29 protein-coding genes and 3 pseudogenes are annotated in these 26,814 nt (G+C 63.9%); 14 read left to right on the forward strand and 18 right to left on the reverse strand.

Annotation, left to right across the window (positions count from 1 at the left end; all coding sequences use genetic code 11):
* Nucleotides 1-537: 537 nt before the first annotated feature.
* Entirely contained in the window at nt 538-855 is a 318-nt protein-coding gene (locus RR42_RS10490) for an H-NS family nucleoid-associated regulatory protein (protein WP_043346369.1), read from the reverse strand.
* A 401-nt stretch (nt 856-1,256) separates the two neighbouring features.
* Here RR42_RS10490 and RR42_RS10495 point away from each other — a divergent pair, with 401 nt between their 5' ends.
* The gene (locus RR42_RS10495; RefSeq protein ID WP_043346372.1) at nt 1,257-1,631 is read left to right on the forward strand and encodes a hypothetical protein; all 375 of its coding nucleotides are present in this window, start codon (nt 1,257-1,259) and stop codon (nt 1,629-1,631) included.
* A gap of 129 nt (nt 1,632-1,760) precedes the next feature.
* Nucleotides 1,761-1,958 carry a ProQ/FINO family protein gene (locus RR42_RS38500; RefSeq protein WP_330218515.1) on the forward strand — a complete coding sequence of 66 codons (198 nt, stop codon included), beginning with the start codon at nt 1,761-1,763 and terminating at the stop codon, nt 1,956-1,958.
* Nucleotides 1,959-2,009: 51 nt separating this feature from the next.
* On the opposite strand, the gene RR42_RS37745 is transcribed toward RR42_RS38500, so the two are convergent.
* Both RR42_RS37745 and RR42_RS10505 read right to left on the reverse strand, forming a co-directional pair.
* Nucleotides 2,010-2,363, reverse strand: coding sequence for a helix-turn-helix domain-containing protein (locus RR42_RS37745; RefSeq protein WP_052494583.1), 354 nt, complete (start codon nt 2,361-2,363; stop codon nt 2,010-2,012).
* Between the two features lie 520 nt (nt 2,364-2,883).
* The gene (locus RR42_RS10505) at nt 2,884-4,026 is read right to left on the reverse strand and encodes a citrate/2-methylcitrate synthase (RefSeq protein WP_043346374.1); all 1,143 of its coding nucleotides are present in this window, start codon (nt 4,024-4,026) and stop codon (nt 2,884-2,886) included.
* Between the two features lie 107 nt (nt 4,027-4,133).
* On the opposite strand from RR42_RS10505, the gene RR42_RS10510 reads away from it, so the two are divergent.
* From RR42_RS10510 to RR42_RS10525, 4 genes are all read left to right on the forward strand, one after another.
* Nucleotides 4,134-5,087, forward strand: a complete 954-nt coding sequence (locus RR42_RS10510; protein WP_043346376.1) for a 2-hydroxyacid dehydrogenase — start codon at nt 4,134-4,136, stop codon at nt 5,085-5,087.
* Nucleotides 5,088-5,118: 31 nt separating this feature from the next.
* Nucleotides 5,119-5,799: a fumarylacetoacetate hydrolase family protein gene (locus RR42_RS10515; RefSeq protein WP_043346380.1), complete on the forward strand. Its 681-nt coding sequence runs from the start codon at nt 5,119-5,121 to the stop codon at nt 5,797-5,799.
* A gap of 47 nt (nt 5,800-5,846) precedes the next feature.
* Nucleotides 5,847-6,605, forward strand: a complete 759-nt coding sequence (locus RR42_RS10520) for an SDR family oxidoreductase (protein WP_043351865.1) — start codon at nt 5,847-5,849, stop codon at nt 6,603-6,605.
* Between the two features lie 86 nt (nt 6,606-6,691).
* Nucleotides 6,692-7,681 (forward strand): Bug family tripartite tricarboxylate transporter substrate binding protein, encoded by a 990-nt coding sequence (locus RR42_RS10525; protein WP_052494584.1) that lies wholly within the window; start codon nt 6,692-6,694, stop codon nt 7,679-7,681.
* Between the two features lie 268 nt (nt 7,682-7,949).
* Here RR42_RS10525 and RR42_RS10530 read toward each other — a convergent pair.
* A pseudogene (locus tag RR42_RS10530) lies at nt 7,950-8,348 on the reverse strand (lipocalin family protein); the annotation flags it as partial.
* A gap of 110 nt (nt 8,349-8,458) precedes the next feature.
* On the opposite strand from RR42_RS10530, the gene RR42_RS38505 reads away from it, so the two are divergent.
* Nucleotides 8,459-8,710 (forward strand): ProQ/FinO family protein, encoded by a 252-nt coding sequence (locus tag RR42_RS38505; protein ID WP_236702020.1) that lies wholly within the window; start codon nt 8,459-8,461, stop codon nt 8,708-8,710.
* Nucleotides 8,658-8,789, forward strand: a pseudogene (locus tag RR42_RS41710) (integrase); the annotation flags it as partial. The gene RR42_RS38505 and the pseudogene RR42_RS41710, both read left to right, overlap by 53 nt.
* Before the next feature lie 5 nt (nt 8,790-8,794).
* On the opposite strand, the pseudogene RR42_RS10535 reads toward RR42_RS41710, so the two are convergent.
* The 11 genes and pseudogenes from RR42_RS10535 to RR42_RS10585 all read right to left on the reverse strand — a co-directional run bounded on the left by RR42_RS10535 (nt 8,795) and on the right by RR42_RS10585 (nt 19,273).
* Nucleotides 8,795-9,514, reverse strand: a pseudogene (locus RR42_RS10535) (IS6 family transposase).
* 251 nt (nt 9,515-9,765) lie between these two features.
* Entirely contained in the window at nt 9,766-10,950 is a 1,185-nt protein-coding gene (locus tag RR42_RS10540; RefSeq protein ID WP_043346384.1) for an acetyl-CoA C-acetyltransferase, read from the reverse strand.
* A 54-nt stretch (nt 10,951-11,004) separates the two neighbouring features.
* Complete coding sequence (locus RR42_RS10545; RefSeq protein ID WP_043346387.1) at nt 11,005-11,991, reverse strand: MDR family oxidoreductase; 987 nt, start codon at nt 11,989-11,991, stop codon at nt 11,005-11,007.
* A 44-nt stretch (nt 11,992-12,035) separates the two neighbouring features.
* Nucleotides 12,036-13,304: an NADH:flavin oxidoreductase/NADH oxidase family protein gene (locus RR42_RS10550; protein ID WP_043346389.1), complete on the reverse strand. Its 1,269-nt coding sequence runs from the start codon at nt 13,302-13,304 to the stop codon at nt 12,036-12,038.
* A 29-nt stretch (nt 13,305-13,333) separates the two neighbouring features.
* Nucleotides 13,334-13,732 carry a hypothetical protein gene (locus RR42_RS10555; RefSeq protein ID WP_043346391.1) on the reverse strand — a complete coding sequence of 133 codons (399 nt, stop codon included), beginning with the start codon at nt 13,730-13,732 and terminating at the stop codon, nt 13,334-13,336.
* Nucleotides 13,733-13,786: 54 nt separating this feature from the next.
* The gene (locus RR42_RS10560) at nt 13,787-14,632 is read right to left on the reverse strand and encodes an alpha/beta fold hydrolase (protein WP_043346393.1); all 846 of its coding nucleotides are present in this window, start codon (nt 14,630-14,632) and stop codon (nt 13,787-13,789) included.
* 39 nt (nt 14,633-14,671) lie between these two features.
* Entirely contained in the window at nt 14,672-15,523 is an 852-nt protein-coding gene (locus tag RR42_RS10565) for an alpha/beta fold hydrolase (RefSeq protein ID WP_144409890.1), read from the reverse strand.
* Between the two features lie 131 nt (nt 15,524-15,654).
* Entirely contained in the window at nt 15,655-16,731 is a 1,077-nt protein-coding gene (locus RR42_RS10570) for an alkene reductase (RefSeq protein WP_043346398.1), read from the reverse strand.
* Nucleotides 16,732-16,769: 38 nt separating this feature from the next.
* On the reverse strand, nt 16,770-17,474 hold the full coding sequence (locus tag RR42_RS10575) for an SDR family oxidoreductase (RefSeq protein ID WP_043346401.1): 705 nt from the start codon (nt 17,472-17,474) through the stop codon (nt 16,770-16,772).
* Between the two features lie 81 nt (nt 17,475-17,555).
* The gene (locus RR42_RS10580; protein ID WP_043346404.1) at nt 17,556-18,554 is read right to left on the reverse strand and encodes an NADP-dependent oxidoreductase; all 999 of its coding nucleotides are present in this window, start codon (nt 18,552-18,554) and stop codon (nt 17,556-17,558) included.
* Nucleotides 18,555-18,667: 113 nt separating this feature from the next.
* The gene (locus RR42_RS10585; protein ID WP_043346407.1) at nt 18,668-19,273 is read right to left on the reverse strand and encodes a TetR/AcrR family transcriptional regulator; all 606 of its coding nucleotides are present in this window, start codon (nt 19,271-19,273) and stop codon (nt 18,668-18,670) included.
* Nucleotides 19,274-19,300: 27 nt separating this feature from the next.
* Here RR42_RS10585 and RR42_RS40705 point away from each other — a divergent pair, with 27 nt between their 5' ends.
* Entirely contained in the window at nt 19,301-19,654 is a 354-nt protein-coding gene (locus RR42_RS40705) for a Rap1a/Tai family immunity protein (protein WP_269083397.1), read from the forward strand.
* 173 nt (nt 19,655-19,827) lie between these two features.
* Here the strand turns inward: RR42_RS40705 and RR42_RS41080 are convergent, their stop codons facing one another.
* The 3 genes from RR42_RS41080 to RR42_RS41090 form a co-directional block, all read right to left on the reverse strand.
* Entirely contained in the window at nt 19,828-20,142 is a 315-nt protein-coding gene (locus RR42_RS41080; protein WP_236701894.1) for an amidohydrolase family protein, read from the reverse strand.
* The gene (locus tag RR42_RS41085; protein WP_236701895.1) at nt 20,143-20,421 is read right to left on the reverse strand and encodes a hypothetical protein; all 279 of its coding nucleotides are present in this window, start codon (nt 20,419-20,421) and stop codon (nt 20,143-20,145) included.
* A 66-nt stretch (nt 20,422-20,487) separates the two neighbouring features.
* Entirely contained in the window at nt 20,488-20,889 is a 402-nt protein-coding gene (locus RR42_RS41090; RefSeq protein ID WP_236701896.1) for a hypothetical protein, read from the reverse strand.
* Here RR42_RS41090 and RR42_RS10600 point away from each other — a divergent pair.
* From RR42_RS10600 to RR42_RS10620, 5 genes are all read left to right on the forward strand, one after another.
* The gene (locus RR42_RS10600) at nt 20,884-21,915 is read left to right on the forward strand and encodes a TRAP transporter substrate-binding protein (RefSeq protein ID WP_043346411.1); all 1,032 of its coding nucleotides are present in this window, start codon (nt 20,884-20,886) and stop codon (nt 21,913-21,915) included. The genes RR42_RS41090 and RR42_RS10600 overlap by 6 nt on opposite strands.
* Before the next feature lie 113 nt (nt 21,916-22,028).
* Nucleotides 22,029-23,810 (forward strand): TRAP transporter large permease subunit, encoded by a 1,782-nt coding sequence (locus RR42_RS10605; RefSeq protein WP_082055004.1) that lies wholly within the window; start codon nt 22,029-22,031, stop codon nt 23,808-23,810.
* 19 nt (nt 23,811-23,829) lie between these two features.
* Nucleotides 23,830-24,930: a LacI family DNA-binding transcriptional regulator gene (locus tag RR42_RS10610; RefSeq protein WP_052494588.1), complete on the forward strand. Its 1,101-nt coding sequence runs from the start codon at nt 23,830-23,832 to the stop codon at nt 24,928-24,930.
* Nucleotides 24,927-25,952, forward strand: a complete 1,026-nt coding sequence (locus RR42_RS10615; RefSeq protein WP_043346413.1) for a hydroxyacid dehydrogenase — start codon at nt 24,927-24,929, stop codon at nt 25,950-25,952. Before RR42_RS10610 ends, RR42_RS10615 begins: the two co-directional genes overlap by 4 nt.
* Before the next feature lie 9 nt (nt 25,953-25,961).
* Nucleotides 25,962-26,792, forward strand: a complete 831-nt coding sequence (locus RR42_RS10620) for an amidohydrolase family protein (protein ID WP_043346417.1) — start codon at nt 25,962-25,964, stop codon at nt 26,790-26,792.
* Nucleotides 26,793-26,814: the final 22 nt, after the last annotated feature.

Raw genomic sequence — 26,814 nt, forward strand, 5'->3', positions numbered from 1 at the left:
CCGTGGCTGCCACCGCGCTGCGCGCGCGGTACGCGTCATTCTACGTCGTTACGCCTGATCTTCGGACAAAGTACAGCGCGTCAATATCACGCTCGCGGCTCGGCAAGCGGCCTCAGGCGGTGTTTGCAGACTTGCTTTCCCTCTGGGTTCCAGACATTACCGCGCGGGATGCGTCCCTTGCTCACGTCCAGTGGATATTGGCATGCCTCTGGTAAGAGTCAGCGACGTGAAGGGCTCGAGGCAGAAATCGATGAATCTTCTCCGCTTTGGAGTCGGTCGTCGCTCTTTGGGGTAAGGGTACTTCTCGTGTGAAAACTGGCGCTCGTCGCCTGAGGATCCGCTTCCTCCAGTGTTTTCCGGGTTCCAGATACAAAGAGCGGAGGCGAATCCGACATTGACATGAAATCAATTGGAGACAAGCCTGAAGCACCAGATTTCACACGAATGGAGGTGCGTGAGTTGCCATCCACCCGTGCCGAGTTGCCTCGCGAAGGCGAGGCATGGTACGTCTTCACGTCAGTGGATATCGTCCTTGACTCACGCTTCCGGAATCAAGAATTTGTCGCGATTCTTGCCCAACCAGGCGGGTGCTCGGCCGCGCCCTGTCCAGGTGGCACCGGTCTTCGGGTCCTGGTACTTGGGTGGCAGCGAAACCTTGATTTTTTCGGTAGGCGCCGCGCTCGCAGCAGGACGGCCACGACGCCGTTTTGGCGCAATGTCTTCCGCGGTTAGTTCGTACTGCGCCATCAAGGCCCGAATCTGCTCGATAACACCGGCCACTTCTGTGGCACGCACTTCCACAAGTTGCGCTTCGATCTTTTCCTTCTCTGCCAGCAACTGCTTGTAGGTGGCCATCGCTTTTCTCCTTTTATCCTTGGATCTCAGAATCGTACATTATTTATCGGGGCGAGGTGCGCCGAATCCTCTATTTTTTCCGCACCATTAAATGTCAAATAATTTCTGTCCTTCTTTGACTCGTCAACGTGTCGATCCACCTGTCGGAAAACTAATCCGTTTGAACTTTTTACTCACTTTTTCATTTGAATGAGGGGAGAGTGTCATCGACGATACGGCCCGCTGAATAACTTCCACTCCGGAGGATGCGAAGTCACATGCTTTCCTGATTTGGCGCCGCGTCGCTTGTTAGCTGCGGACGTCAATCGCCAGACGCAGCTTACCGCGCTACCGCCAGTTACAATGTTGTAGACGCGCAAGGTGCAATTTGGATGTGCGATCGATGTGAGTGGAGAGAGAGAATGGCGACGGTTCGAGCACGCACCAAGGGGGAGGCGCTGCTGCACCTGAAAACAGCGGGAGTAACGGTCGTGGACTTGAACTACGAGTCTGGCTGGCAAGATGCCGTCGAACTCGGCCGCCTCGGTCAGAAGACCGGAATTCGTGTGGAATACCGTGGACACGAGAGCATTGCTGTTACGTCGCCAGCGGCATTGGCAGCCGGCCTCTTCCGGCCAAAGCTGACGTTCCGGCAACGCAATCTGTACTGCCAATTTGAATTAAGTGAGTTGCCAGCAGCTGAATTGGAGAGTTTGGAGGCGAAAGCAACAAGACTGGGGGACTACATCCTCGCGGGGAAGCTGATGCGGGAGGTGGATGCCGAGTGGACTGACTAAGCCATCGCGGCTCTGGTCCGGAGCGTCCGCGGCGTTCCCGAAGAGTCCCGCGTCCAAGGTGCCACTGAAGCTTGACATCTTCGAGACCTGGCCAAGCACGCGCCGGAACTGGCCCTGACAGAGGCGGCATTGCACAACGCGCTCCGGACCTGGTGCCGCGGCACCCGATATTGGACCTCTCTGGTGGAAGGCGCGCCGCGCGTGGATCTGGCAGGCCAGGAGGTGGGACAGGTATCGCAGGCCAATGCAAAGCGGACACGGCAATGGCAAGCCCGTCGCGCAGCACGGGCCTTGCCGCAGCCCGCGAAAGCCGCCAAGACCAATTGATCCACGAAGGGGGCCCGCCGCAGGCGTGCTGGTTCGCGCCGGCGTGTCCGCTTAAAAGTATTGGGAGTCGCCCTCTTCCATGTGCGTGTGATCCTCCCTCGCTGCCTGCCCGGAGACTTTGGCCGCGTGAGCGGCGGCTTGCTCGAGCAGGGGCGCGTGCGCCTTGGGGACAACCAGCATCGTCAAACCCAGTCCTTCCAGCGCGCGTAGCGCGTGCTCTAGATTCACCCCTTTACCGTTCTCCAGCTTAGACAGCATGCCGACGGAGACGCCGCAATGCCTGGCGGCTTGGTCAATTGGCATCCCCCCGGCAACCCGCGTCGCCCGAATGCGATCACCCAGTTGGTCGATGGTGCGGATGGTGGCCCGCGATGGTGGGGACGCATCGGCTAGCGGTCGTGGCATGAGGGGAGGTCCAGAGGTCGGGAGAGATCCAGCACTTGAACGGCTCTCTCGGTTATTTCACCATCATGAAAGTATATCAAACGCTGCGGTGGCCAACAGGCCTTCCGCTCACCATATCTGTCGGCACGGCTAGCGCTAGTGATTGGTGCTTGGGAGGGTCGGGGCGCTACGCGGCGACCATTGAGTAAACCTTGTATTTCTACGACGGCTCCCCCTCTGCCGTGGTCGTCATGTCGGCCTATTTGTGCAGTTGGTCGCGCGTCTTGGCGATTAATTGCGTTTTTGGTCTTGGCACACCGAGTCACGCAAGGTGTTGCTGTAGAGGACCACTAATTCTGCTAGCGGCGCCCATATGTGTGCTAACGAGCACGTCACAGATGGGCGGTCTCGCACCCTTACGGCCATCGGCCCGTTTGGCGATGTGCTCGCGACGGTCAAGGTGCGACCGGATTTCAAGCTGACGCGGGATAGCGCCTCGCGCTGGGCCGCCGATGGATTCGGCAGGATCCGCTGATCGGATTTAGCCCTTGTCCGGAAGCACGCCGACATAGCGGCCGCGCGGCCGGATGACCTGACCTACCCCGAGTTGTTCCAAGCTATGCGCAAGCAGCCCGATGCTGCGCGCCGTGGCGAACATCCCGAATGCGGCATCGTCAGGCAACCCATAGTGGGTGGACAGCGCCGCCAGTGCCACGTCGATATTGGGTTGCAGACCGGTCAGGCGGGTTGCCTTCTCGATAAACCGTGCGATCACTGCCGGCGGCTTGAACATGGCCAGCAACATCGTCGCACGCGGGTCGCCCTCGGGATACAGATGGTGCCCGAATCCCGCCAGCGGCTGTCCGGTGGACAGGTAATGGGCAATCACCTGATCCTCACCCTGCCGTTCCAGCTCATCGAACAACGCCTTGACTCGACCCGAAGCATCGCCATGCAGCGGCCCCGACAGCGTGGTCAGGCCAGACAACAGGCAGGCCGGTAGCGATGCGCCGGTCGACGCCGTAATGCGCGTCGCGAACGCCGAACTCGTCAACTCGTGGTCCACCAGCAGGACCATGGCCGTCCGCAACAGCTCTGCCACCGCTGGCGTCTGCCCCCAGCCTTGCGCGAAACGGAGGTGCAGCGGGTGTTGCCCCGGCTGGGCGCCAAACGCATTGGCCAGTTGCCCGACCAACGCCTGCCCTTCCACTTGCAACACCCGTTTCATACGGCCGTGCGTGGAGTGTCCGGTGGCCGCGAGCTCGGCCAGCGTTCTGAATGCCGCCACACGGCCAGGGCGCGCCACCTTCACCGACGACGAAAAATCCACCGGCTGCCCTGAATCCCACAGCAATTGCGCGGCCTCTTCCAGCGTGGCCCTCGCCGCCAGGGTCACTGCATCCTGGCCGCGCAGGTACAGCCGTTCGCGCACGAATGTGGAGATGGCTGTTGGAATGCTCGGCTCCGCCCCGAACAAGGTGTTGGTGGCCAGCGTCTCGTGCTTGCGGCCGGCCTGCTTGCGCCTGGCAAGCGTAGCGACATCCTCGGCACGGTAAAGGCTGCGCCGCGTGTCGGCCGGATCGGACATGACTTCGATCTTGCCGCGGCTTACGTATGCATAGACGGTTTGCGGCCGCACGCCAAGCCGCGTACACGCCTCGTCCATCGACATCCATGAACCCATTTTTGACTCGCTCGCACTTATTTATGTTGATTTTATATATCAATATTGCGTTGACAATCAACTATTAACTACCATGGGTTCCACATTCCAGCCGCCCACGACAGCCCATGAAGCCCCAGATCCTGCAACTGAATCCCATCCTGATTCCCGCCGCCAATGAAGAGCTGGCAGCACTCTACGAAGTGCACAAGTATTTCGAGATTGAAGACCAGGCCGTCTGGCTGGCCCAGCATGGCCCATCGATCCAGGCCGTGATCACCGGCGGGCATACCGGGATTTCCCGCGCGATGCTCGAACAGTTGCCGGCGTTGAAGGTGGTGGCCGTGAACGGCGTTGGCACCGATGCGGTGGACCTGGCCTATTGCCGTGAACGCGGCCTGCCCGTCACCGCAACGCTGGGCGCACTGACCGAAGACGTGGCCGACCTGGCCATCGGCCTGCTGATTGCGGCGTGCCGGAATATCTGCGCCGGTGATCGCTTTGTCCGTGACGGACAGTGGGAACGCTTCCCGCAGCCATCGGCGATTCCGCTGGCGCGCCGCTTCAGCGGCATGCGGGTGGGCATTGTTGGCATGGGACGCGTGGGACGCGCGGTGGCCACGCGTGCCGCGGCCTTTGGTTGTCCGATCCGCTATACGGATCTGCAGCGCATGAACGACCTGCCGCATGAGTTCGTATCCGATCTGGTCGATCTGGCGCGCGACAGCGATGCGTTGGTGCTGTGCGCGGCGGCTGACAAGGCCGAAGGCATCGTCAATGCCGAGGTGCTCGATGCCTTGGGCCCGCGCGGCTTCCTGGTCAACGTGGCACGTGGACGTCTGGTCAATGAAGTGGACCTGGCACAGGCCATCGAGGCGGGAAGCATCGCTGGCGCGGGCCTCGATGTGTTCGTGGACGAACCGCGCGTGCCGCTGGCGCTGCGCCAGTCCGACCGCACAACGCTGCAGGCCCATCGCGCCAGTGCCACCTGGGAAACGCGCGCGGCCATGATCCGCATGGTGCTGGACAGCGTTGCCGACGGGCTGGCCGGCAAGCGCCCATCCATGAGCCTGACCACCTGAACCTGCGAACGTATCCAACCTCAAGAGCGTCATGATGGAATTCGTTCTGCCAGTACCGGCACCCAGCACCCTGCCCGTTGCCAACAGCAACGCGCAGTTCCCGATCGCCAGGGTCTTCTGCATCGGGCGCAACTATCGTTGGACCGCAAACGAGCCGGCGCCGACCGAGATGCCTGCATGGTTCATGAAACCGGCCACCGCCGTGGTGCAGGCACAAGGCGCGCTGCCTTATCCGCCCGGCACAGAAGAGTTTTGTCATGAAGTCGAACTCGTCGTGGCGATCGGGCAAGGCGGCCGCGACATCGACCCGGCTTATGCGACGCCGCATATCTGGGGCTACGCGGTCGGACTCGACATGACGCGCAGGGACCTGCAGCAGCAAGCCAAGCAGGTTGGCGGCCCATGGGAACCAGCCAAGGCCTTCGACCAGTCGGCGCCCTGCAGCCCAATCGTACCGGCAACTGCATGTGGCCACCCACACGACGGCGAGATCCGCCTGGCGGTCAACGGCACCACGCGTCAGCGTGCCGATCTGTCCGACCTGATCTGGCCCGTGCCCGAACTGATCGCCATGCTGTCACGCTCGGTCACGCTGATGGCTGGCGACCTGATCTTCACCGGCACGCCGGTGGGCGTTGGCCCATTGCAGCGCGGCGATGTCATTGATGCCAGCGTGACCGGCATTGGCGAGATATCGCTGACCGTCGCGTGACGGCAACCTGAACTTTGAAAGAACCCCCGGAGACAACCGTGAATGCCGTGAATACTTCCAAGAAAATCGCGCTGGTTACCGGCGCCGGCAGTGGCGTCGGTCGCCTGACCGCACTGGCTCTGCTTGAAGATGGATGGACCGTGGTGCTGGCCGGCCGTCGTGCCGACCCGTTGCAGACTCTGGTAGCCGAAGCCGCTGCACGCGGCCAGACCGCGTTGGCCGTACCGACCGACGTGACCGATCCCGCCAGCGTGCAGGCATTGTTCGACACCATCGAGCGCGAGTTCGGCCGGCTCGACATGCTTTTCAATAACGCTGGCGTCAATGCACCCGCGGTGCCGATGGACGAATTGCCGCTGGAGAAGTGGTTCAACGTCGTCAACACCAACATTACGGGCGTGTTCCTGTGCGCACGGGCCGCGTTCGGACTGATGCGTCGCCAGTCGCCGCAAGGTGGCCGCATCATCAACAACGGTTCGGTTTCCGCTCAAACGCCGCGACCGTTCACCGCGCCCTATACCGCCAGCAAGCATGCGGTCAGCGGCCTGACCAAGGCGCTGGCGCTCGATGGCCGCGCCTTCAACATCGCGGCGGGCCAGATCGATATTGGCAATGCGCTGACCGAATTGTCGGAGCGTATGACGCGTGGCGTGTTGCAGGCTAACGGCACCACCGCGCCGGAACCGATGATGGACGCGCGTCACGTAGCGAACGCCGTGCGCCATATGGCATCGCTGCCATTGGACGCCAACGTGCTGAACATGACGGTCATGGCCAGCGCCATGCCATTCGTGGGTCGCGGCTGAAGCCAGACCCCGCGCCCTGGCACATCACGCTCCAGGGCGCCCAAAGAGTTGACTCGAGTTGACCAGCATCCAAACGGAGACACCCCATGCGATTCACCACCACTAAATTCACTACCCTGATTGGCGCCGCGGCCGGCTGCGCGGCGCTGATGATGACGCCCGGACAGGCGTCGGCGCAAAACTATCCGACCCGTCCGGTCACGATCATCGTCCCGGCACCGGCCGGCGGCGGCATCGACCTGATCGCGCGCGTGGTTGGCGAGAAGCTTTCGGTAAAGTTCGGCCAGCCCTTTATCGTCGAAAATCGCCCGGGCGCTTCCAATAACCTCGGCACCGCCGTGCTGGCCAACGCCAAGCCTGACGGCTACACGATCGGCATCGTCGGCGGCAGCCACAATATCAACAAGTTCCTGTTCAAGAACCTGGGCTGGGACCCGGAGAAGAGCTTCGAACCGATCGTCTACACCCACGAGATCCCGCTGGTGTTCGCGGCGTATCCAAAGTTGCCGGTGAAGACCGTGCCGGAACTCGTGACATGGATGAAGGCCGATCCGGCCGAAGCCAAGGTGGCTACCTCGGGTCGCGGCAGCGCACAGGAAATGGCCGCCGAAATGTTCCGCATGGTCAGCGGTGCGCCGGTACTGCTGGTGCCCTACAAGGGCTCGTCCGCCGCGCATCCTGACCTGATTGCCGGTCGCACGGCCCTCTACATCGATACCATCAGCGCCGTTCTGGAGCAGGTCAAATCGGGCAATGTACGCGCGCTGGCCGTATCGACGCGCAAGCGCTCCAAGGCGCTGCCCAATGTGCCGACGGCTGAAGAACAGGGCCTGAAGGGCTATGACGCCAACACCAACGGCGGCTTCCTGGCGCCGGCCGGCACGCCGAAGGAGATCGTGGCCAAACTGAATGCCGAGATCAACGCCGCACTGAAGCTTCCGGAAGTCCGCGCCAAGCTGGAAACCGCGGGCATCGAAGTCCAGGGCGGCACGCCGCAGGAATACGCTGCGGTGATCAAGTCCGACCTCGCCAAATGGGGCAAGGTCGTCAAGGAAGCCAATATCCAGGCGGAGTAAAAAGAAACAAGCCAGGAACGAAGAACGAAGCCGCGGGTTGTTTAACAACCAACGCCGCGAGCCACGCCCAAGCGCAATCAGGAGGTGGTGTCTTGGCTCCCTCGCCCCTCATGGGGAGAGGGCGGGGGTGAGGGGTGGTACAGCAAGGAGCCACAATGAGCAAGGCCGTCGGTTTGGTCCAGCATCGCAGCATTTGATGCGCCAGCCCTCTCCCCCGCCCCTCTCCCGCGCGCGGGAGAGGGGCGAACACAATCGGCAATTGGCAATCTCAATGCATGGTCGTGCGTAGTAGCGAGGTGTCATAGCCAAGTGCGGCTACATGGGCCACGAGTGAATCGGCCATTTCGCGCGATGGACTGGCGTCGCGGGTGAGGATCCACAGATAGCGGCCCGAGGGCTCGCCGACGATCGACCACGACTAGTCGTTGCCGTGATCGAGCACCCAGTAGTTGCCAAAGAAGAACGGACCAAAAAACGATACTTCAAGCTTGGCACCACCGCTGCCGGGCACCACGCGGGCACGGCCTTCCGACGTGCGCGACTTGCTGTCGGCGCACTCTTCATGGCATGTATTGCGAACCGAGATCAGCCCGTCGTCGCGCTTCGCATATTCGGCTGTCACGCCCTCGCAACCGCGCTCGAAGCCGTTCGCATATCGCGCGTATTCGACTGGCAGAACAGGCAAAGGCTGCGAAAAGCCCAAAGCCGCCCCGCGCACGGGTTGCCGCTTCGGCTCAGCCCACAAAAACTGTCGATCCGGTGGTGCACGCCATCGCCATGCCGAAAAAACGCTTCCCGCAACCCTTTTCGAAGAACCCTGCGCCCAAGGTGCCGCTCAAGATCGGCATCTTCGCGGACCTCGTTCAACACGCCCAAGAGCTTGCCCTGATAGAGGCGGAATTGCGCGAGGCGATCCGGACCTGGTGTCACGGAACCCGCTACTGGACGTGCCTGGCGGAAGGTCCATCGCGAGTAGACGGCGGGCTCGCACATGACCGACCAGCAGGTCGACCTGCGCTTCGTGCGTGACAATTTTGGGCATGCGTCCATCTCGACGGCTCTGGTGCAAACTTCGGCCGCGAGCGATGAGGCGGCGCGTTCGCGGTGACCTCATCATGCCGAGAGAACCGCCTTCCATACGGCAGGCGCACTGGCATCTTTGAAGCGCGGCATTGTGATGTCGAACTGCCCTTTGCGAATGCGATGCATCAGTTCGATGCCGGAGATCGTAACGGCCGCATTCCTGAAGCGTTTGAAGCCGAGCATCGCATTGACCCTGGACTTGATATTGTGATGATCCTGCTCGATCAGGTTATTAAGGTATTTCGATGATCGAGACATCGTGTCTCCGGGCAGCAACTGGTCAGTCTTCATTTCGCGCACCGCGCGATGAGACGCCGCGTAGCCGTCCAACGTGATGGTGTTGGGAGCGCCCCCCCCCTGACGCTTGATCGCCTTCGCGAGGAAGGCCTTGGCTGCCGCGACATCGCGCTTGGCGCTGAGCCGGAAATCGACCGTCATCCCCGCTCGATCAACGGCACGGTAGAGATAGGCCCATTTGCCGCGGATCTTCACATAGGTCTCGTCGACGCGCCACGAACGACCGGCCGATCTTGCAAATCGATCCCAGCGCTTCACGAACTCCGGCGTGAAGCGTTTGACCCAGCGCATGATGGTCTTATGCGCCAGCGACAGGCCGCGCTCGGCCATCATTTCAACGAGGTCCCGAAGACTGAGCTTTTAGCGCAGGTACCAACGCACGCACAGGACAATGACTTCGCGGTCGAAGTGCCGCCCGTTGAACAACCAGTCAATGTCTCTCAACGTACTCATCGTGGGCTCGCGCTCATCAAAAGTCCGAGCGTAACCCACTTCCCCAGCCGATTCGCACCAGAGCCTGAAATACTTGCTCATGATTTTCCTTTGAAGAGTGAGTTTGAAAGACTTCCGGATCGGCGTCTTGCGAAGCCGGTGGCGATCGGTCCTGAGTCAGCGCGATGGCGCGTCGCGCGCCGAGGCAAGCCGTCCCGTGCATGCGCTTCCTCGTACCACGCACTCGACTTCGCCAAGTACACCGCTCCGTGTCAAAGCGCCTCCAGCGCAAGTGCGATCCCTTGCCCGCCCCCGATGCACAGGGTCACCACGCCCCGCTTCAGCCGGTCCCGCCGCATCGAATGCAGCAGTCGCGTGGTCAGCACGGCACCCGTGGCGCCGATCGCATGGCCGTGGGCGATCGCGCCCCCTTCGACGTTGACGATGTCTTCCGGCAGGCCCATCTCGCGCAGGCAGGCCAGCGCAATTGCCGCAAAGGCCTCGTTGATCTCGATGCGCTCGATGTCACTGTGCTTCCAGCCTGCTCGCTCCAGGGCCAGCTTGACCGCCGGCACGGGTCCGATGCCGAACAGGCCCGGCTCGACCGCCGCCACACCGTGCGAGACCAGTCGGGCCCAGGGCTGCAAGCCTTGCTTCTCGGCGAATCCACGCTCCGCGACGATCATCGCGGCCGCGCCGCTGTTGAGCCCGGGCGCGTTGCCGGCGGTGATGCTGCCGTCCTTGCGAAAAGCCGGCTTGAGCTTGGCCAGCGTTGCGACGGTCGTGTCCGGGCGATTTGCTTCGTCGCGATCGAATCGCACCGGCCCCTTGCGGCCCGCCAGCTCGATCGCCACGATCTCCTCGCCGAACTTGCCCGCCGCCTGCGCAGCACTGAATCGCTGCTGCGAGCGCGCTGCCCAGCGGTCCTGATCTTCGCGGCTGATGCGGTGCTGGCTCACCAGGTCTTCGGTATGCCAGCCCGAGTGCTGCCCGCTGAAGGCGTCGTTGAGACCGTCGCGCAGCAGGCTGTCGAGCATCGCCGCGTCCCCCATGCGCTGTCCCCAGCGTGCGCCAGGGATCAGATACGGTGCCTGGTCCATGCTCTCCATGCCGCCTGCGATCACCGCCTTGGCGTAGCCCGATGTCACCTCCAGCGCCGCGCTGGCGATGGCCTGTGCGCCCGATCCGCAGACCCGGTTGACGGTCAATGCAGGCACTTGCACGGGCAGGCCGCCGCCGATGGCGGCTTGACGCGCCGGGTTCATCCTGGCGCCTGCCTGGATCACCTGGCCCAGCACCACGGTGTCGACAGCCTCGGCAGGCAGCCCGGCACGACGGAGGGTCTCGCGCACCACCGCTGCGCCCAGTGCGGTGGCAGGGGTCTCCTTCAGCGCACCGCCAAAGGCACCGATGGGTGTGCGCACTGGCGCACAGAGGACGATTTCAGGCTTGCTCATGGAAACTCCTTGTCGTGAGATGAGGTGAAGTTGTGCAGCACGGTGGGGCTGCCTTCATGCGTTGACGTCCACCACCGTGCGGCCGCGTACCTGGCCTTGAAGCACCGGCCCTGCCAGGCCAGGCACGTCGGCCAACGCGACAACCTGCGTAGCGCGCGCGAGCTTGCCCAGATCCAGATCGGTGGCCAGACGCGCCCACGCCTGCAGCCGTACGTCCTGCGGCGCGTTGACCGAATCGATGCCGGCCAGCGTCACGTTGCGCAGGATGAAGGGCAGCACCGAGCCCGGCAGGTCGGTGCCCTGCGCCAGCCCGAAGGCCGCCACGGCGCCGCGGTAGCGGGTCTGCGCCAGGACATTGGCCAGCGTGTGGCTGCCCACCGAGTCGATGGCGCCGGCCCAGCGCTCCTTGCCGATCGGCGCGCCCGGCTCGGAGAGCGTGCGCCGGTCGATGACCTCGGCCGCCCCCAGCGCGTGCAGGTAGTCCGCCTCGTCCAGCCGCCCGGTGGAGGCGACCACCCGGTAACCCAGCCTGGACAGCAAGGCAATGGCAATCGAGCCGGCGCCACCGCCGGCCCCGGTCACCAGGATCTCGCCCTTGTCCGGTGAAACGCCCGCATGCTCGAGCGCAAGGACGGACAACATGGCGGTGTACCCCGCCGTGCCGACGGCCATGGCATCGCGCGTCGAGAACACGTCGGGCAGCTTGACCAGCCAGTCGCCGCTGACGCGTGCCTTTTGCGCGAAGCCGCCATGGTGGGTCTGGCTCAGGCCCCAGCCATTGGCGACCACCCGATCGCCCACGGCGAATCCCGCGTGCGTCGATGCTTCGACGACACCGGCGAAGTCGATGCCCGGAATCAAGGGGAACTGGCGGATCACCGGCGCGCGGCCGCTGATCGCCATCGCATCCTTGTAGTTCACCGTCGAATAGTCGATCGCGACGGTGACCTCGCCCGGCATCAGGTGGTCCTCGTCAAAGTCCACGAGGTCGGTGGAAATGGCATCACCCGTCTTGGTGGCCAACAGTGCTCTGAATGTCATCGTCGTCTCCTTGCGTCCTTGGTCATCGAATGTCACGTCGTCGATCAATTGCTCGCGCGCAAGCGTCGCGTGCGGTAGGTCCCCCAGCCGCTGGCCAATGCCGACTTCAGGAAGGCCGCCAGGCCGCTTTCGCCGGGCCGTGGCTCGGCGCCTCTGGCGATGCGCTTGAGCTGGCGCTCGTACCAGAGCACCTCCATGATTCCCAAGCGGTCGACCGCCTTCAGGCCGGTCTTGATGGCACGAACCTGCTGCGAGCTGTCGCGCCCTTGCAGCAAGGCGGCCGGCGCATCGGGGTCGATGGCCAGCAGCCGCGCCAGGCCGACGATGTCCAGTGCGCCGGAGGCCAGGGCACCCTCCATGCCGGCGGCGCTGCGGAAGCCGCCGGTCACCATCAGCGGCACATCCACCGCGGCACGCACCTTCTCGGCGAAGCTCAGGAAATAGGCCTCGCGCGACGCCGTCGACGCACTCTTCGGATCGTGGTTGGCGCCGTTCATCGCGGGCGCTTCGTAGGTGCCGCCCGAGATCTCGATCAGGTCGATGCCCGCCTCGGCCAAGGCGCGGATGGCGTCCAGCGACTCCTCTTCGGTAAAGCCGCCGCGCTGGAAGTCCGCCGAGTTGAGCTTGATGCCCACCGGGAACCCGGGGCCGACCTGGCGGCGAACCTCGGCATAGACCGCCAACACGAAGCGCCGGCGCTTCTCCGGCGTGCCGCCCCATTCGTCATCGCGCAGGTTGTGCCGGGGCGAGAGGAACTGGTTGACCAGGTAGCCATGGGCACCGTGGATCTCCACGCCGCTGAAGCCGGCCTTCTTGCAAACCGCGGCGCTGCGCCCGAAGCGCCGGATCACGTCTTCGATCTCTTCCTGCGTCGCTTCGCGCGGGGTCTCGAAGAAGGCGGCCATGTCCTCCCGGAACGGCACAGCCGAGGGGGCGATGTTGTAGGCGTTCAGCCCCTTGGTCGATTGTTTGCCCGGGTGGTTGAGCTGCGCCCAGATCGCGACTCCGCGGCCGGTGGCGGCCTGCGCCCATTGCGCGAGCAGACCCAGGTCCGACTCGTCTTCGATGGCGACGTTGCCAGGCTCGCCCAGGGCTCGCCGGTCGACCATCACGTTGCCGGTCAGGATCAGGCCCAGGCCCGATGCCGCCCAGCGCTGGTAGAGGGCGACGAGTGCCGGCGTGGGCCGGTTGTCGTAGGTGCCGAGCGTCTCGCTCATGGCGGCTTTGGCCAGCCGGTTGCGCAGGACCGTACCGTTGGGCAATGTCAGCGGTTGGGCCAGCAGGCGGGGGGCGGCAGTGGATGTGCTGGGCATGGAGTTGTCTCTGTGTGTGAACCGCGGGTTCAGAACGGGCTGCGGTCCCAGGCCGCGATGACCCTGGGCGGCTGCAGGAACGAGGTCAGCCCCTGGAACCACAGCACTTCGCGGAAGTCGCCGCTGATTGCCAGGTCCTTGCTGCCCACGCCGCGCACGAAGGCCGGCTGTACGTCCTTGGCCGACAGGATCTCGAAACCTTTGGCCGGCGTCGCAAAGCTCAGCGTGAAGCTGGGATTGCCGCTCAGGCCGGCGAAGGAGCGCACGGCACCGTCCTGGATCACGTAGGTGCGGCCGGCGCCCGAGGCCGTGCGGATCTGGAAGACCAGTTGCTTGGCGCCGACATAGCGCGCGCAATCAGCGTCGCTGCGAATCTTTCGCTGCAGCAACTGGGCGAAGACCCACAGCAGGAACTTGAACTTGAGCATGGCAGGCGATCTTCAGAAGTGGAGCGGTGCGGTCTGGCGACGGAGTGGCAGGCGTCACTCGGCCAGGAACTGCACCGCGTGTTGCAGGAACCGCTGCGGGCACTGGAACTGCGCGGCGTGGCCGGCGTCGGGATAGATGAACAACTGCGCGTTGGGCAGGTTGCGCGCCATGTAGAACGAGTTGACGGTGGCCACCATCACGTCGTTCACGCCATTGAGGATGAAGGTGGGCTGCCGGATGCCGCGCAGGTAGGCAAAGGGGTCGTCTTCCTGCACCCTGGGCAGGTAGTGCAGGTTGGCCTCGATCTGCGCGCTAGCAACCTCCGGGGAAGACGGCGGGTCCTGGTCCACCCGCTGGTGGCGCCGCGCCCAGAAGTCTCGCGCGGCCTGCTGGGCCTGCGCCGAGCGGCCAAAAAACAGGTACGCAAAGTCGTCGAGGGTGGGCACCGGGTTGACGGCGGTGCTCAGCACGCGCTGCTCCAGTTCCGGGTCGCCGCCGCGCGGCCCGGTGCCCAGCAGCATCAGCTTGCGCACCAGCTCGGGATGGCGCCAGGTCAGGTCCAGGGCCTGGAAGCCGCCCAGCGAGAAGCCCAGCACATCCACTTGGCGCAGCCCCAGAGCGCGTATCGCCGCCGCCGCGTCATCGGCCATGTCCTCGATCCGGGTGCGCGGCGCGCCGGTGGACGACGCGATACCTCGCCCGTTGAACAGGATCACCTCGCGCCCGGCAGCCAGGCCGTCGGTCATCAGGGGGTCCCAGTGGTCCATGCCACCGCGGAAGTGCTGGAGGAAGAACAGCGGCGGCTGGTCCGTCGCGGCATTCCCCCAGCGGCGGTAGGCGAACCGGTCGCCACCCACTTCGACAAAGCGGGTGGCGGCGGTGAGATGGGTGGGGCTCATGGAGGAGTCCTGGTGATGGCGGGCGTGTTCCGGCACCGCTCAGCGGGCCAGAAACTCCAGCGTGCTGCGCACGAACTCGTCGTGGAACTGAAATGCGCCGCCATGCCCGGCATCCGGGTAGATAATCAGCTGGCTGTTCGGCAGCCGCTTCGCCAGGTCGTGCGTGTTGATGGTGGGCACCATGCGGTCGTCGTCGCCGTTGACCACCAGTACCGGCTGCTTGACCACCGAGAGATCGGCCGGGGCCTTGTTGCCCCAAGCGCGCAGCGCCCCCAGCTGGGCGAAGAAGGCGCTGTTCGAGATCTCCTTGTCACGGTTCTCGGTGCGCTCGTTCAGGCGCGCCAGGAAGGCCTTGCCGGCCTCGATGCCGTTGGGAGTGCGCGTGAAGAAGAGGAACTGCTTCGGATCCTGGCCCGTGAAGAAGCCGCGCAGCATGTCGTAGAAGGTCACCCCCGCCACGGAGCTGATGCCTTCGCCGCCGGCCGGGCCGGTGCCGGCCAGGACCAACTTGCGGACGAGTTGCGGCTCCTTGAGCACGACTTCCTGGGCGACCATGCCGCCCATCGAGAAGCCCAGCAGGTCCACCTGCTGGAAGCCCTTGGCCTTGATGAAGCTGATGGCGTCGTCGGCCATCTGTTCGATCGAATTGGCCGGCGAGCCGCTGCTGGAGCCGATGCCGCGGTTGTTGAATGCGATCACGTGGTGCTTGGCCGCGATACCGTCCATGACCCGTGGGTCCCAGTTGTCCAGAACGGCGGCGAGGTGCACCAGGAACACGACCGGTGTCCCGCCGTGTTGCTGGCCCATCTCGCGGTAGGTGTAGTCCACGCCACCTGCCGTTATGGTCTGGGTCGGGACGGTCTTCCAGGAAAGCTCGGACTTCTGAGCCATCAACGGCTGGCCTTGGGCCGCGCCCGCTGCGGCGGGTTCCGCCGCCCCAGCCGTGAGCGGGTGCAGGGTCGTTGACAGGGCGAGCCCCAGGGCGAAAGTGATGAGCAGGCGTTTCATGGTGGGTCTGCAGGTCAGGCGTTGAGCGCGGGGTAGTCGGTGTAGCCCTTGGGGCCGGGCGTGTAGAACGTCGCCATGTCCAAGGGGTTGAGCGGTGCCTCCGTCTGCATGCGTGCCACCAGATCGGGGTTGGCGATGAAGGGGCGGGCAAAGGCGATCAGGTCCGCCTGGCCCGCCTCGAGCGCACGCTCGGCACTGGCCCGGTCAAAGCCACCGGCCAGGATGAACACTCCCTTGAACGCCGCGCGCAGGCGCAGCTTCAGCTCGGCGGGCACGGGTGGTGCCCCCAAGGCGGAATGGTCCAGCAGGTGGACGTACAAAATGCCCAGCTGCGACAACTCCTCGGCGAGCGCCAGATATTGGGCTTCGACATCGGAGTAGGCGCCCGTGCCGTTCAACACGCCGTAGGGCGATAGGCGAATACCTACGCGGTCTGCGCCAATGGCGGCCACAGTGGCGCGAACCACTTCCAGCGCGAAACGGTTGCGGCCCTTAAGACCGTCCCCATACCCATCGGTACGCCGGTTCACGTTGGCGTTCAGGAATTGCTCGATCAGGTAGCCGTTGGCCGCATGCAGCTCGACGCCGTCGAACCCCGCCTCGATGGCCAGTTGTGCCGACCGCGCGTACTCCGCCACCGCGTGGGTGATGTCGTCAGCGGTCATGGCGCGCGGCGCGCTGTGCGGCTGGGGCCCCCCGGTGTCGGTGAACATCTCCCCGGGGCAGACTTCTGCCATCGGCCCTACAACCTCAGCGCCGGCCGGCAGGTTGTCAACATGAGTTACGCGGCCGGTGTGCATGAGCTGCACGAAGATCTTGCCGCCCTGAGCGTGAACGGCCTCCGTCACCTGCTTCCATCCCTGCACATGGGCTTGGTTGAACAGGCCCGGAATACGCGGGTAGCCCAGCCCATTGGGCGATGGCGAGGTTCCCTCGGTGACGATCAGGCCGGCCGCTGCACGCTGGCCGTAGTACGAGGCCATCAGGGCGTTCGGCGTGTTGCGCTCCACGGCGCGGTGCCGCGTCATGGGCGCCATCACGATGCGGTTGCGCAGCGGCAGGGAGGGTTCGGAGAGTGCGGTGAAGAGCATGTCGGGCCTTCTGTCGGTGTCGGATTAACAGCGTCGGTTCACTGGGCCTGGGGAAGATAGGCCGGGCGCGGCGCTGTCAAGCCTTGCCAGACCTGCTGGGTGAGCGCGTCGGCCAGCACCTCGTCGGCGCCCGCGGCCAGGCCGTCGAGTGCACGCTGAACGATCTCTTCGGCGCTGGTCTTCGGAACCTCGAAGCCGCGCGTGAGGTCGGTGTCGACCGCGGCCATGTGCAGGCCCAGCACCTGGGTCTTCTGGCCAGCCAGCTCGTGGCGCAAGGCATTGGTCAAGGACCACGCCGCTGCCTTGCTCGCCGAGTAGGCGGCCAGCTCGCCGCCGTTGATCCAGGACGCCACCGACAGCACGTTGATCAATGCGCCACCGCCATTGGCCTTCAACACGGGTGCGAAGGCCTTGCTCACGTTCAGCACGCCGAAGAAGTTCGTCTCGAAGATGCGGCGGGTCACTGCGTCGCTGTCCCCAGCGAGAAAGCCGCCGACCTGGGCAATCCCGGCGTTGTTGATCACCAGGTTCACGTCGGCAGCCACCCCTGCTGCGGCCGCGATCTCTTCGGGCTTGGTGACATCAAGCCGCAGGGCCTGCACGCCCGGCAGCGTGACGGTGGCAGGGTTGCGTGCGGCGGCGTAGACCTTGCGGGCACCGCGCGCAAGCAGTTCGCGCGCAAATGCCAGCCCGATGCCGCGGTTGGCACCCGTGACGAGGACGACGGAGTTTGCAATGTTCATGGAGATCTCCAAGGGCCGGATGGTGGGGAATATGACGACCGTCAACTGTGAAAGCGTGCAATGACGGTCAGAAGGAACGGTTCAACGAACCTTGATGACAACCTTGCCCTTGGCGCGGCCGCTCTCGACATAGGCCAGGGCTTCGTTGGTGGCTTCGAACGGGAAGACCTTGTCGACCACCGGGCGGATGGCGCCCGACTCGATGAGCTGCGCGATCTGCCGCAGCTGGCTTCCGTTGCCTTTCATGAACAGAAAGCTGTAGTTGACCCTGAGGCGCTGGGCTTGCCGGCGAACGCTGAAGCCCAGCGCTCTGAAGACCTGCCTAACCAGCCACGGAGCCTTGACGTCCTTGCCAAACTGCAGGTCGGGCGGCGACGTAATGGACACGACATGACCGTCAGGCTTGACCACGCCCAGGGACTTCTTCAATGTCTTTTCGTCCTGGCTGTTCAGCACCACGTCGTAGTCGCGCAGCTGCTCTTCGAACGCTTCCTTCTTGTAGTCGATGACGACATCGGCACCCAGGCTCTTCACCAGCGCGATATTGGCTGTGCTGGTGGTGGTGGCCACCGTGGCGCCCAGGTGCTTGGCCAGCTGGATCGCGAATGTTCCGACGCCGCCGGAGCCTGCCTGGATGAAGACCTTCTGACCCTTGCGGAGCCTGGTCCTTTCGACCAGCGCCTGCCATGCCGTCAAACCGATCAAGGGGATGGAGGCGGCCTCCTCCATGCTGATGTTCCTGGGCTTGAGCGCCACGGTGTCTTCATGGACCGCAACGAGTTCTGCAAAGGTCCCGATGCGCAGGTCACGGGGCCTGGCGTAGACCTCGTCGCCCACCTTGAATTGGCTCACGCGGGGGCCGACGCGAACCACCACGCCGGCCACGTCGTGCCCGAGCACGAACGGTGTGCGGTACGGCAGGATGAGCTTGACCTCGCCGTTTCGAACCTTGGCGTCGAACAGGTTGACGGCGGCCGCGTGGACCTGGATCAACACCTCGTCGTCACGCAGTTCCGGCTCAGGCACGTCGCCGGCCCGCAGTGGCTTCTTGCCGTAGCGATCAACGATGAAGGCTTTCATTGTTTTTCCTTGTTGCTGCCAGATTCACGGACACGCCCAGCGGCAGCGGTGGATGTGGCGTTTGGTATGATGATTGTCATACGTAATGTCAAAAAAAGGCAGGGACGGTGCAGTCACGCGTCAGAGGGTGCCAGCCGCTTCAATGCGGCACTGCACAGCGAGTCCGACAACGCAGCATCATCGACGGCGCGAGCCAGCATCAAGGTGCCCACCATGGTGGCCACGGTCACTAAGGCGCGTTCGTGGACTCCTGGCTGCCCCCAATCCGGCGACTGACGCGCAACCAGATCGATCATTTCCTTGATACGGCGCGTGGCCGCCCGACGCACTTCAGGCGCCTGACGGGGCATCTCGGAACCGAGGGCAGCCACGGGGCAGCCCGTCTCGATGCCCGCGAGGTGCTCCTTGGAGAGGTAGGCCTGTATCAAGGCCTGGAAAGCCTGCTCTGCCGGCACAGCGGCAATGACACGGGCCCCGAAGCCGTTGGACTCGGCGCCGGCGCGGTCCACCGCCTCGGCCAACATGGCCTCGCGGGACTCGAAGTGGGCGTAGAAGGCGCCATGCGTCAGGCCCGCGTCCTTCATGATGTCGGCTACACCCGTGCCGTCGTAGCCGCTGCGACGGATGGCGCGTGCAGCAGCCTGCACGATGCGCTCGTGGGAGGCCTCCTTGGCGGCGGCTCGGACGTTGATGGGTGATTTTCGCATGATGGTCATCATACGTGATTCGAGCGGACGAAGCAAGGGCTGAACGGGAGGACTCCGTCAGGGCCCAGCCAGCTCTACGAGCTTTGCACGAGCCAACGCCAAACGGATCGCGCCCACTGCGAGGGCTTCATCACGGGCGTGGCCAGCACCTTGCAGAACGAGCAGATCGGCCGTGTGCGCGTGTGCATCCCGAAGGGCACGAGCAGCAACGACGTGGTGCAGAAGGTGGTGTGGTACTTGAGGGAGAAGGCCGACGCCGACGTAGACCAAAGTAAAGTTGTCACCGTTTCCGAAGCAATGTCGTCAATCCGCGTTGAAACGGCAATGCGACCCGACGTAACACCAATGAAATCAATAACTTGCACACAGCGAATTAAAGTTGTCACCGCCTGAGGCTCGCGAAGGTGTCAATTGAGCGTGTGCGACGCCCTTACACGCCCCTAAATCTCTGGGCCGATGTCCAACTGGTGCCCGCGATCGGCGACCAACGGGAAACGACAACCCTTCCCGCCTTGTCGCAGCGACTGTCTTGTGATCGTGGTACGGGCTCAAGCCGGTGTCCGTGACTAGCCAAGGCGCCTGCATCCCAGGCCATGCTCAAAGTAGGCCCGCGCCAACGCCTTGCGGTACTCCGGCTTCATGGGTCGAACACTCCCGGGTCGCCACAACAACTTCCGTAAGCGAGTCGGCAGGACCGTGGTGATGTCGGCCTGCTTTCCCGGCGTCAGTGAGCCGACCTTGTGGTCCAGGCCATTTTCCCTGGCCCCGGCCACCGGGGCGAATTCCAGCACATCCCGCATCGAGATGGTCGTGGGGGCATTCGCCACGCGCGAGTGATTGCCGCCCATCCACGATCGGTAATAGACAAAGGCGCGGCGCATCTACGTGAACATGTCGCCCGAACACTTCGTCTCTGTATCCCCGCTCAGGCTGGGCCGGATGCCGGCGGCGAGCATGCGGTTGAGCGGGATGCCGATGCCCTGTGCGTTCAGCTCGCAATGCACGCCGAGCGATGCGCTGACGCTGGCGTCAGCCATCATCGCGATCTCTTCCTGGCTGGAACAGCAGCAATGCACGAACGTCAGATCGTCGCCCTGCACGCCCGCATCGTGCATCTGCGCAATGCCCTTAACGGCAGCATTGCGGGCGTAGGCGCCCAAGGCGCAGGTTGGCCAGCCAGACATTGCGGCACGCCATTTCCGGGCCGCGCCCTGCCATAGCAAGCGTCAGCAACTGGTCATCGGAAGAGAAATTGCGCTCGCGCAGGCGCCGGATATCCTCGAGGTGGCCTCGCTGACTGTCGAACATCCATGAGGCTCCGTCGACCAGCGGCCAGCCGTGCGCGAACGCGCCGCGGGTACCAGCATCGTGGCGATGTAGACGTCCTCCGGCCGGAAGGCAGCGCCCTTGGCCCCCAACATCTCGGCGAAATAAATCTGCGGATCGATGTCCGCGTAGCGGTGCCTAACGCAGCTTTGCAAGGTGTGGCGATGGGCGGGGGCGGAACGCGGCAACAGCCCGGTCACTTCATTTGCTCCGTGAAAACCCTGATGCAATTCATCTACTGAATCGATATAGTAAACCGATACAGTACAAAAATTGACCACAGTAGGAGACAAAAGATGCATCCACTTTCGCGCCGCCAGTTCTTATTGAGTGCCTCAACGATCACAGCAGGTGCAGTTGGGTTTCCCTCGGTCCTGCGGGCCCAAGCGCCAATCACCTTGCGCTTTTCTTCGTCCATGCTGGCAGACCAAAACGCCGCGCACTACGTCTGGTATCAACGTTTTGCCGCCAATCTGAAGGCAAACGTCGGCGATAGCATCCGAGTGGATTACTTTCCCAATAATCAACTGGGCAAGGAGAGCGACGTCGTCCAGCAGGTCAAGGTCGGGTCCATCGACATGATGGTGACCGGCTCTTCGATCTGGGCGACGATTGCCCCCGAGCTTGGCATGCTGGATCTGGGTTATCTGTTCGACAGCTACAACCACGTGGCGAGAGTGCTCGATGGGGCAGCGGGCGCGAGCCTGAACCAACTGCTCCGGAAGCGTTCGGACTGCACCATCCTGACCTGGGCATCGCATTTCGGCGCGCGCAGCGTCTATACCAAGCGCGCTGTCAAGTCATTGGCCGATATCCGGGGGGTCAAGCTGCGCGTGTTGCCCACCCCTTCCTTCATCGAGACGTTCAAGCTGATGGGCGCGATCCCGACGCCGATTCCGTTTGGCGAGCTATATATGGCCGCACAGACTGGCGTGGTCGACGGTTTCGAGCACGATGCCGCAACCGTGCTGGCCAGCAAGCTGAATGAGGTCGTCAAGTTTTGCTGGTTGAGCGAGCACTTGTTCAGTCCGATGGTGGTAGTCATCGGCCGGCGCGGCATGGACAAGATTCCCGCGAGCCTGCGCCCGGCCTTCCTGAAGGCCGTGGCGGACGCAACGGCCCAGGAACGCGTGATCGCCCAGAGTAACGGCTCGGTGGTGGTCCAGGAACTGAAGCGCAAGGGTGTGACCTTCTTCCCGATGGCCCCCGCCGAGCGCGTTGCCGTCCGCAAGCAGATGGAGAACACCCTCTGGGCTGGCTTCGCCAAGCAGTATCCGGCGACGGCCCCCCTTTTCTCGGCGATCAACGCAGCAAGAGGTGAGTCGTGAACCATAGCGCTTCCATTGCAAACTCGGAAACGACGCGGACCGACGTACTGGGATTCCACCAGGACAATGAGGCCGGGCGCTGGCTGGCGTGGCTGACCCGGTCACTCGAGTACATGTCCGGCGCGGTCCTGGCTCTCGACGTATTGATCGTCTTCCTCTCAGTCGTGTACCGCTATTTCCTGCACGATCCCGTCGACTGGGCCGAGGAAATTGCTCGCGCCCTGATGGTCGTGCTCGTGTTCTTCGGTGCCGCCACCGTGTTGGCGAGGTCCCAGCACGTCGGCATCGACCTTTTCCGCGGGCTGCTGCCCGTGCGCTGGCAACCGCTGCTGATCCAGGCCGGCCACTGGATCATTGCCGGCGTATCGGCAAGCCTGCTGGTGTCATCGGTTCTTCTGCTGGTGGATAGCTATGACCAGACCACGTCCATCGGCTTGCCGCAGTGGCTCTACGTCTACCCCGTAGTGTTCGGGAGTGCCTTCATGACACTGTTCGCGCTGGCCAACGCGGTAAGTGGTTCGCGCGGCGTGGTGTGGCGCGCATTCGTGACGTGCGCGGTACTGGCTGCGGCCGTCACCGCCTGGAACGTGTTGGTGCCGGAACATGCAATCTCGCGAGGCGCGCTGCTCGCCATTGGCTTTATCGGTGCTCTGGTGCTCGGCGTGCCGATCGGCTTTGTGCTGGCATTTGCAGCGCTGCTGTACTTCCTGGCTGACCCGTCGCTGCCGATGCTGGTCTACTCTCAGCAAGTGATGGCGGGAACCGATCACTTCGTGTTGCTAGCCATTCCGTTTTTCGTGCTGGCCGGCCTGCTAATGGAGGCGAATGGCATGTCGTCACGCCTGATCGAGCTATTGCTGCGCGTCTTTGGCCGCGTGCGCGGCGGGCTTGGCCTGATCACCATCATCGCCACCGCGTTCTTCTCAGGCGTGTCCGGGTCCAAGCTGGCCGATGTGGCGGCGGTAGGCGGTATCGTCATGCCCGCGGTGCGGCGCACCCGGCAGGATCCTGGCGAGGCGGCGGGGCTGCTGGCCTGCAGCGCCGTCATGGCGGAGACGATTCCGCCGTGCATCAACCTGATCCTGATGGGCTTCGTAGCCAATATCTCCATTGCAGGTCTGTTCATGGCCGGGCTCGTGCCGGCCGCGGTAATGGCACTGTCTCTGGCTGTCCTCGCCGTCATCGTGGGTCGCAAGATTAATCCCGACGAGGCATTCGAGCACCGCACACCGCTGTGGCCCCTGCTTGGCGGCGCGCTGGTGGCGCTCATCATGGTCGGCATGATCGGCAAGGGCGTGACCTCCGGTATCGCCACGTCGACCGAGGTATCGGCATTCGCGGTGGTTTATGCGCTGGTAGTCGGTGGCCTGGCGTTCCGCGAGCTCAACCTGCGTTCGGTGGCACGGTTGTTCGTGCGTTCCGCGTCGATGGCGGGCGGCATCCTGTTCATCGTGGCAGCGGCGTCGAGCGTATCGTTCGCGCTGACCATTGAGCAGATTCCGCAACTCATGTCCGGCACGATGACCGCCTTCGCGGCGCAGTATGGCAGCGTCATGTTCATCATGCTGTCGGCCCTGCTCATGATGGTATTCGGGGCCGTGCTGGAGGGCGCGCCGGCCCTGATCATTTTCGGACCATTGCTGACGCCGATTGCGCAGCAATTGGGCGTCAACCCGCTACACTTCGGCACCGTCATGGTGATTGCGATGGGCCTGGGGCTGTTTGCGCCCCCCGTCGGCCTCGGATTGTTCGCCACGTGCGCCATCACCGGTACCCAGGTCAAGGACGTCGCTCGTCCCATGCTGAAATACCTGGCCGTACTGCTGGTTGCACTGGTGCTGCTGATTCTCGTGCCCGCGTTTTCCCTGTGGCTTCCGAACCGGCTCGGGATGTAGCCGCCTCAAGGATATTCGCGTGACCACCATTCAAGACGTCGCACGCCATGCCGGCGTGTCCGTGAGCACGGTCTCAAATGTACTCAATGGCAGGACCGACCAGATGCGGGCAGATACGCTTGCGCGCGTCGAGCATGCTATCAAGATGCTGCAGTTCCGGCCCAATAAGCTGGCGCGGCAGCTCAAGACCGGGCAGACGCCGCTACTCGGCCTGCTGGTCCCCTCAATGGCCAATCCGATGTATAGCTACATCGCCCGCGAGATCGAAGCCATCGCGCAAGAGCGGTTCGGATACCGGCTGGTGATCGGCAGTACCCATCGCACGAGCGACAGGGAAGCTTCCTTTTTCGAAGACCTGCTTGCGCACGGTGTCAGGCACGTTATCGTCATCTCCTCCTTGAGCGACGAGCGGCACATCGAGCTGGCCGTCGAACGCGGCATGACGGTGGTGAGCTACGACCGCCCGGCGACCCTCGGGCAGCCGTCGCTGATCGAGCATGTCACGCCGGACAACTTCGAGGCCGCGCGGCTGGCGACCGAACATCTCATCCGATACGGACACACACGCCTCGCCTTCGCGACTGTGTCCGGCATGACGATGAGCCGCAGCAACAAGATCAGGGGATTCCTTGCCGCGGCTGAACACGCCGGCATCCAGGCCGGCGCCCATGTATTTGACAGCGGTCCGCTGGAAGACTACGGCGATTCAGTCATCGCCGAGGTCGGCTACGCACTGGCGTTGCAGATCGCGAACGCCCCCGCACGACCGACCGGCGTCGTCGCCGTGAATGACCTGCTGGCGCTCGGGCTGATGGCCGGCCTGCGCGAGACCGGCCTGCAGGTGCCGCGCGATGTTTCGGTGGTCGGCATCGACGGGCACTTCCTGTCGGCACTGTCCAATCCGATGCTGACCACGGTGGAACTGCCGGTTCCCGAAATGGCCCGCGCCATGGTTGAGCGGGCGCTGCGCCGGCGCGACGCCAATACGGAGGTCGAAGCCACCGGCTGCGAAGCGATTTTCCCGCCAACCCGCCTGATCGAACGCGAATCCGTGGCGCCGCCGCCGCAGGAAGGCGGGCCCGGTGCGCCCCAACAACCATCAGCCACACGCAATCCATGAAAACCGTTTTCGTTAGCCACCCCACCGACAAGCTGCGGCACTATTTCGGTAACCAAGCCATCACTGCGCTGCAGGCATTCGCCGAGGTCCGGTTGAACACCGAGGCGCGGGAGCTTTCCACGCCGGAGCTTATCGCCGCGGCACACGGCTGCGATGCACTGATTGCATACCGGCAGACCCCGGGGCCGGAGGCGTTGTTCGCTGGCCTTCCCGCACTGGCAGCATTTATCCGTTGCGCCGTGGACATCAGCACCATCGACGTACCGGCGGCGAGCCGGCACGGCGTGCTGATCACGCAGGCTAGCGCAGGCTTCATGCCCGCGGTCTCCGAATGGGCAATCGGGGCAATGGTGGACCTGGCGCGCGGCACCAGCCGCTACGCAGCGGCTTACCACCGCGGCCAGCCTCCCGCCCCGGTGATGGGCCGCGAACTGCGGGGCTCGGTGTTGGGAGTGATTGGCTACGGGCAGATCGGACGCTACCTGTGCGAGCTGGCGCAGGCATTCGGCATGCGCATCCTGGTGACCACGCCGGGGAAAATCCCTGCACAGCCTGCACTGCGGCAGGTTCCATTGCCGCAGTTGCTGGCGGAGGCGGATTTCGTGGTCTGCGTGGCCCCCGCCAATGCGGAAACCGAGAACATGATGAACGCGCAAGCTTTCGCGGCGATGAAGCCTGACGCGTACTTCATCAATGCGTCGCGCGGTGAGCTGGTCGACGAGCCGGCGCTGCTGCACGCGCTGGAATCCGGTCATCTGGGCGGCTGTGCACTAGATGTCGGCCGCGCGCCCGACCAGATGCCGGTGCTCGGACTGGCGCGCCATCCGAACGTGATTGCCACGCCCCACATCGGCGGGTTAACTCTAGCGGCTACAGAACACCAGGCGCTCGAAACGGTCGAGCAACTCCGCGCCCTGGTACAAGGCCGCCTGCCCGATGGCGCAGTCAACGCCGCACGCGCCACCCGGCTTCAGCGCTGGGGTATCCACTTGACTGGTCTCGAAAATGCGGAAGCAAGGTAAAGGCTGCTCATGCAAAAACATGCCACGCTCGCTTATCCGGATGCCTGCGACTGCCACATCCATGTCTTCGACGATGCCTACCCGCTGGCGCCAACCGCAACGTCAACGCCGCCGCCTGCGCCCGCTGCGTGCTATCAGGAGGTACAGGCCACACTCGGGTTGTCTCGCGCGGTGGTGGTGCAGCCAACTGGATACGGCTTCGACAATCGCTGCACGCTTGCGGCAATCGAGCAGCTCGGCGCGAATGCCAGGGGGATTGCCGTGGTCCGGCAGGACGTTGCGGATGTGGAACTGCAGAGCTTGCATCGCGCCGGCATCCGCGGCGTGCGCTACATGATGCTGCCGGGCGGCTTGTTGCCGTGGGACAACCTGGAGACGCTGGCCGCGCGCGTTGCTCCTTTGGGCTGGAACATCAACCTGCAGCTAGACGGTCGCGAGTTGCCCCATCGCGAAGCCACGCTCGGCAAGTTGCCGGGCCGCCTCGTCATCGATCACATCGGCAAGTTCCTGGGGCCCGTGACGGTGCAGGATGAAGCCTTCCTGTCGTTGCGCCGGCTACTGGAGCAGGGGCATTGCTGGATCAAATTGTCGGCGCCATACGAGAGCGCCCGTAAGGGACCACCCGGCTATGAGGATGCGGCTGGCCTTGCCCGAACCTTGGCAAGGGATTACCCCGAGCGCTGCCTGTGGGCGAGCAACTGGCCCCACTTGAACATCAATCCTTGCCCAGGCGATAAGGACCTGCTTGATTGGGCTTTCGATTGCATGGAAACCGAAGCCGTGAAACACAGGGTACTGGTCGCTAATCCGGCCGAAGTCTATGGCTTTCCTGCCGCCTGATTGATCAACCCGACGTTCTTTC

Source organism: Cupriavidus basilensis (assembly GCF_000832305.1).
GTDB classification, from domain to species: Bacteria; Pseudomonadota; Gammaproteobacteria; order Burkholderiales; family Burkholderiaceae; genus Cupriavidus; species Cupriavidus basilensis_F.

Bases quoted from the DNA above. Each gene is read 5' to 3' on its own strand.
- RR42_RS10490 (WP_043346369.1), bottom strand. From the start codon at position 855: ATGGCCACCTACAAGCAGTTGCTGGCAGAGAAGGAAAAGATCGAAGCG.
- RR42_RS10495 (WP_043346372.1), top strand. From the start codon at position 1,257: ATGGCGACGGTTCGAGCACGCACCAAGGGGGAGGCGCTGCTGCACCTG.
- RR42_RS37745 (WP_052494583.1), bottom strand. From the start codon at position 2,363: ATGCCACGACCGCTAGCCGATGCGTCCCCACCATCGCGGGCCACCATC.
- RR42_RS10505 (WP_043346374.1), bottom strand. From the start codon at position 4,026: ATGGGTTCATGGATGTCGATGGACGAGGCGTGTACGCGGCTTGGCGTG.
- RR42_RS10510 (WP_043346376.1), top strand. From the start codon at position 4,134: ATGAAGCCCCAGATCCTGCAACTGAATCCCATCCTGATTCCCGCCGCC.
- RR42_RS10515 (WP_043346380.1), top strand. From the start codon at position 5,119: ATGATGGAATTCGTTCTGCCAGTACCGGCACCCAGCACCCTGCCCGTT.
- RR42_RS10525 (WP_052494584.1), top strand. From the start codon at position 6,692: ATGCGATTCACCACCACTAAATTCACTACCCTGATTGGCGCCGCGGCC.
- RR42_RS38505 (WP_236702020.1), top strand. From the start codon at position 8,459: ATGCCGAAAAAACGCTTCCCGCAACCCTTTTCGAAGAACCCTGCGCCC.
- RR42_RS10540 (WP_043346384.1), bottom strand. From the start codon at position 10,950: ATGAGCAAGCCTGAAATCGTCCTCTGTGCGCCAGTGCGCACACCCATC.
- RR42_RS10545 (WP_043346387.1), bottom strand. From the start codon at position 11,991: ATGACATTCAGAGCACTGTTGGCCACCAAGACGGGTGATGCCATTTCC.
- RR42_RS10550 (WP_043346389.1), bottom strand. From the start codon at position 13,304: ATGCCCAGCACATCCACTGCCGCCCCCCGCCTGCTGGCCCAACCGCTG.
- RR42_RS10555 (WP_043346391.1), bottom strand. From the start codon at position 13,732: ATGCTCAAGTTCAAGTTCCTGCTGTGGGTCTTCGCCCAGTTGCTGCAG.
- RR42_RS10560 (WP_043346393.1), bottom strand. From the start codon at position 14,632: ATGAGCCCCACCCATCTCACCGCCGCCACCCGCTTTGTCGAAGTGGGT.
- RR42_RS10565 (WP_144409890.1), bottom strand. From the start codon at position 15,523: ATGGCTCAGAAGTCCGAGCTTTCCTGGAAGACCGTCCCGACCCAGACC.
- RR42_RS10570 (WP_043346398.1), bottom strand. From the start codon at position 16,731: ATGCTCTTCACCGCACTCTCCGAACCCTCCCTGCCGCTGCGCAACCGC.
- RR42_RS10575 (WP_043346401.1), bottom strand. From the start codon at position 17,474: ATGAACATTGCAAACTCCGTCGTCCTCGTCACGGGTGCCAACCGCGGC.
- RR42_RS10580 (WP_043346404.1), bottom strand. From the start codon at position 18,554: ATGAAAGCCTTCATCGTTGATCGCTACGGCAAGAAGCCACTGCGGGCC.
- RR42_RS10585 (WP_043346407.1), bottom strand. From the start codon at position 19,273: ATGATGACCATCATGCGAAAATCACCCATCAACGTCCGAGCCGCCGCC.
- RR42_RS41080 (WP_236701894.1), bottom strand. From the start codon at position 20,142: ATGCGCCGCGCCTTTGTCTATTACCGATCGTGGATGGGCGGCAATCAC.
- RR42_RS10600 (WP_043346411.1), top strand. From the start codon at position 20,884: ATGCATCCACTTTCGCGCCGCCAGTTCTTATTGAGTGCCTCAACGATC.
- RR42_RS41090 (WP_236701896.1), bottom strand. From the start codon at position 20,889: ATGCATCTTTTGTCTCCTACTGTGGTCAATTTTTGTACTGTATCGGTT.
- RR42_RS10605 (WP_082055004.1), top strand. From the start codon at position 22,029: ATGTCCGGCGCGGTCCTGGCTCTCGACGTATTGATCGTCTTCCTCTCA.
- RR42_RS10615 (WP_043346413.1), top strand. From the start codon at position 24,927: ATGAAAACCGTTTTCGTTAGCCACCCCACCGACAAGCTGCGGCACTAT.
- RR42_RS10620 (WP_043346417.1), top strand. From the start codon at position 25,962: ATGCAAAAACATGCCACGCTCGCTTATCCGGATGCCTGCGACTGCCAC.